Origin of the sequence: Flavobacterium hibisci, assembly GCF_020026925.1 — a bacterium.
In the GTDB taxonomy this organism is placed as follows: domain Bacteria; phylum Bacteroidota; class Bacteroidia; order Flavobacteriales; family Flavobacteriaceae; genus Flavobacterium; species Flavobacterium hibisci.
In genome coordinates this window covers 1-1,226 of sequence record NZ_JAIQDW010000048.1, presented here as the reverse complement: position 1 = coordinate 1,226, position 1,226 = coordinate 1, and the positions used below count along the sequence as shown (strand labels likewise).

At 34.3% G+C, this 1,226-nt stretch carries 1 protein-coding gene; it reads right to left on the bottom strand.

The genetic code is table 11. The features are described from left to right. The coding region (locus K8B81_RS20775; RefSeq protein WP_223683439.1) for an IS256 family transposase at positions 1 to 1,135 on the bottom strand (1,135 nt) is incomplete at its 3' end. Positions 1,136 to 1,226 lie beyond the last annotated feature (91 nt).

Sequence of the window (1,226 nt, the reverse complement as noted above, 5' to 3'; positions counted from 1 at the left end):
GGATTGGCATTGTCCATTTTTTGGTAGCTTCTCTTAAAGCCAAATATACAGATTTTAAAACTGCTTCATCGGTAGGGAATGATAATTTATTTTTGGTGTATTTTCTAATCTTACCGTTTAGATTTTCGATTAGATTAGTGGTATAAATTATTTTCCTAATTTCAACGGGGAAGTCAAAAAATACGGTAAGTTCTTCCCAATTGTCTTGCCATGATTTTACAGCATATGGATATTTACTATTCCATTTATTAGCAAAATCTTCAAGAGAAGCCCTGGCAGCCTGTTTGGTTGGAGCATCATAAATCTGCTTCATATCTTTAGAGAATTCCTTCTTATCTTTCCACACTACATAACGAGCTGAGTTGCGTATTTGGTGCACTACACAGATTTGAGTCTGTGATTCAGGGAATACATTTTTAATAGTCTGAGTAAAGCCGTTTAGGTTATCTGTAGCCGTAATTAATATATCCTCAACACCTCTGGCTTTTAAATCTGTTAAAACTCCTAACCAAAAGCTGGAACTTTCATTCTTGCCCAACCACATACCCAAAACTTCTTTTTTTCCATCTCGATTAAGGCCAACAGCAAGGTAAATAGTTTTATTAATAACCTTTGAGTTCTCCCGAACTTTAAAGACAATCCCATCCATCCAAACGATTAAATAAACAGACTCTAACGGGCGATTTTGCCAAGCTGTTATATCACTGGAAACTGATTCGGTAATTCTAGAAATAGTGGAGGTTGATATGTCAAATTTATAAACTTCTCTTATTTGTTCTTCAATATCACTAACGGTCATTCCTTTGGCATAAAGAGAGACAATAACATTCTCTAATCCATCAACCATACTTTGACGTTTTGGAATAATCATGGGATTAAAAGAAGCTTCTCTGTCCCTTGGAACCTGAATGTCTGATTCTCCAAAGGAAGTTTTTATCTTCTTGTTGGAGAAACCATTACGAGAATTAGTTGAAGGCGTTTTTTCATGTTTCTCATAACCTAGATGAGAATCTAGTTCTCCTGATAAAATAGCTTCTATCCCTCGTTTTTGTAATTGGGCAAGAAAACCGTTTAGGTCTTCGCCTGTTTTGAATTGTTTTAAAAATTCATCTGATAATAAATCTTCTTTTTTCATAAGACTGTGTAAATGTTAAAGTTAAAAAAAAAATGATGCTGGTTTAATAACCCCATCATTTTTTAACTTACACAGTTAGTGAGATACTACC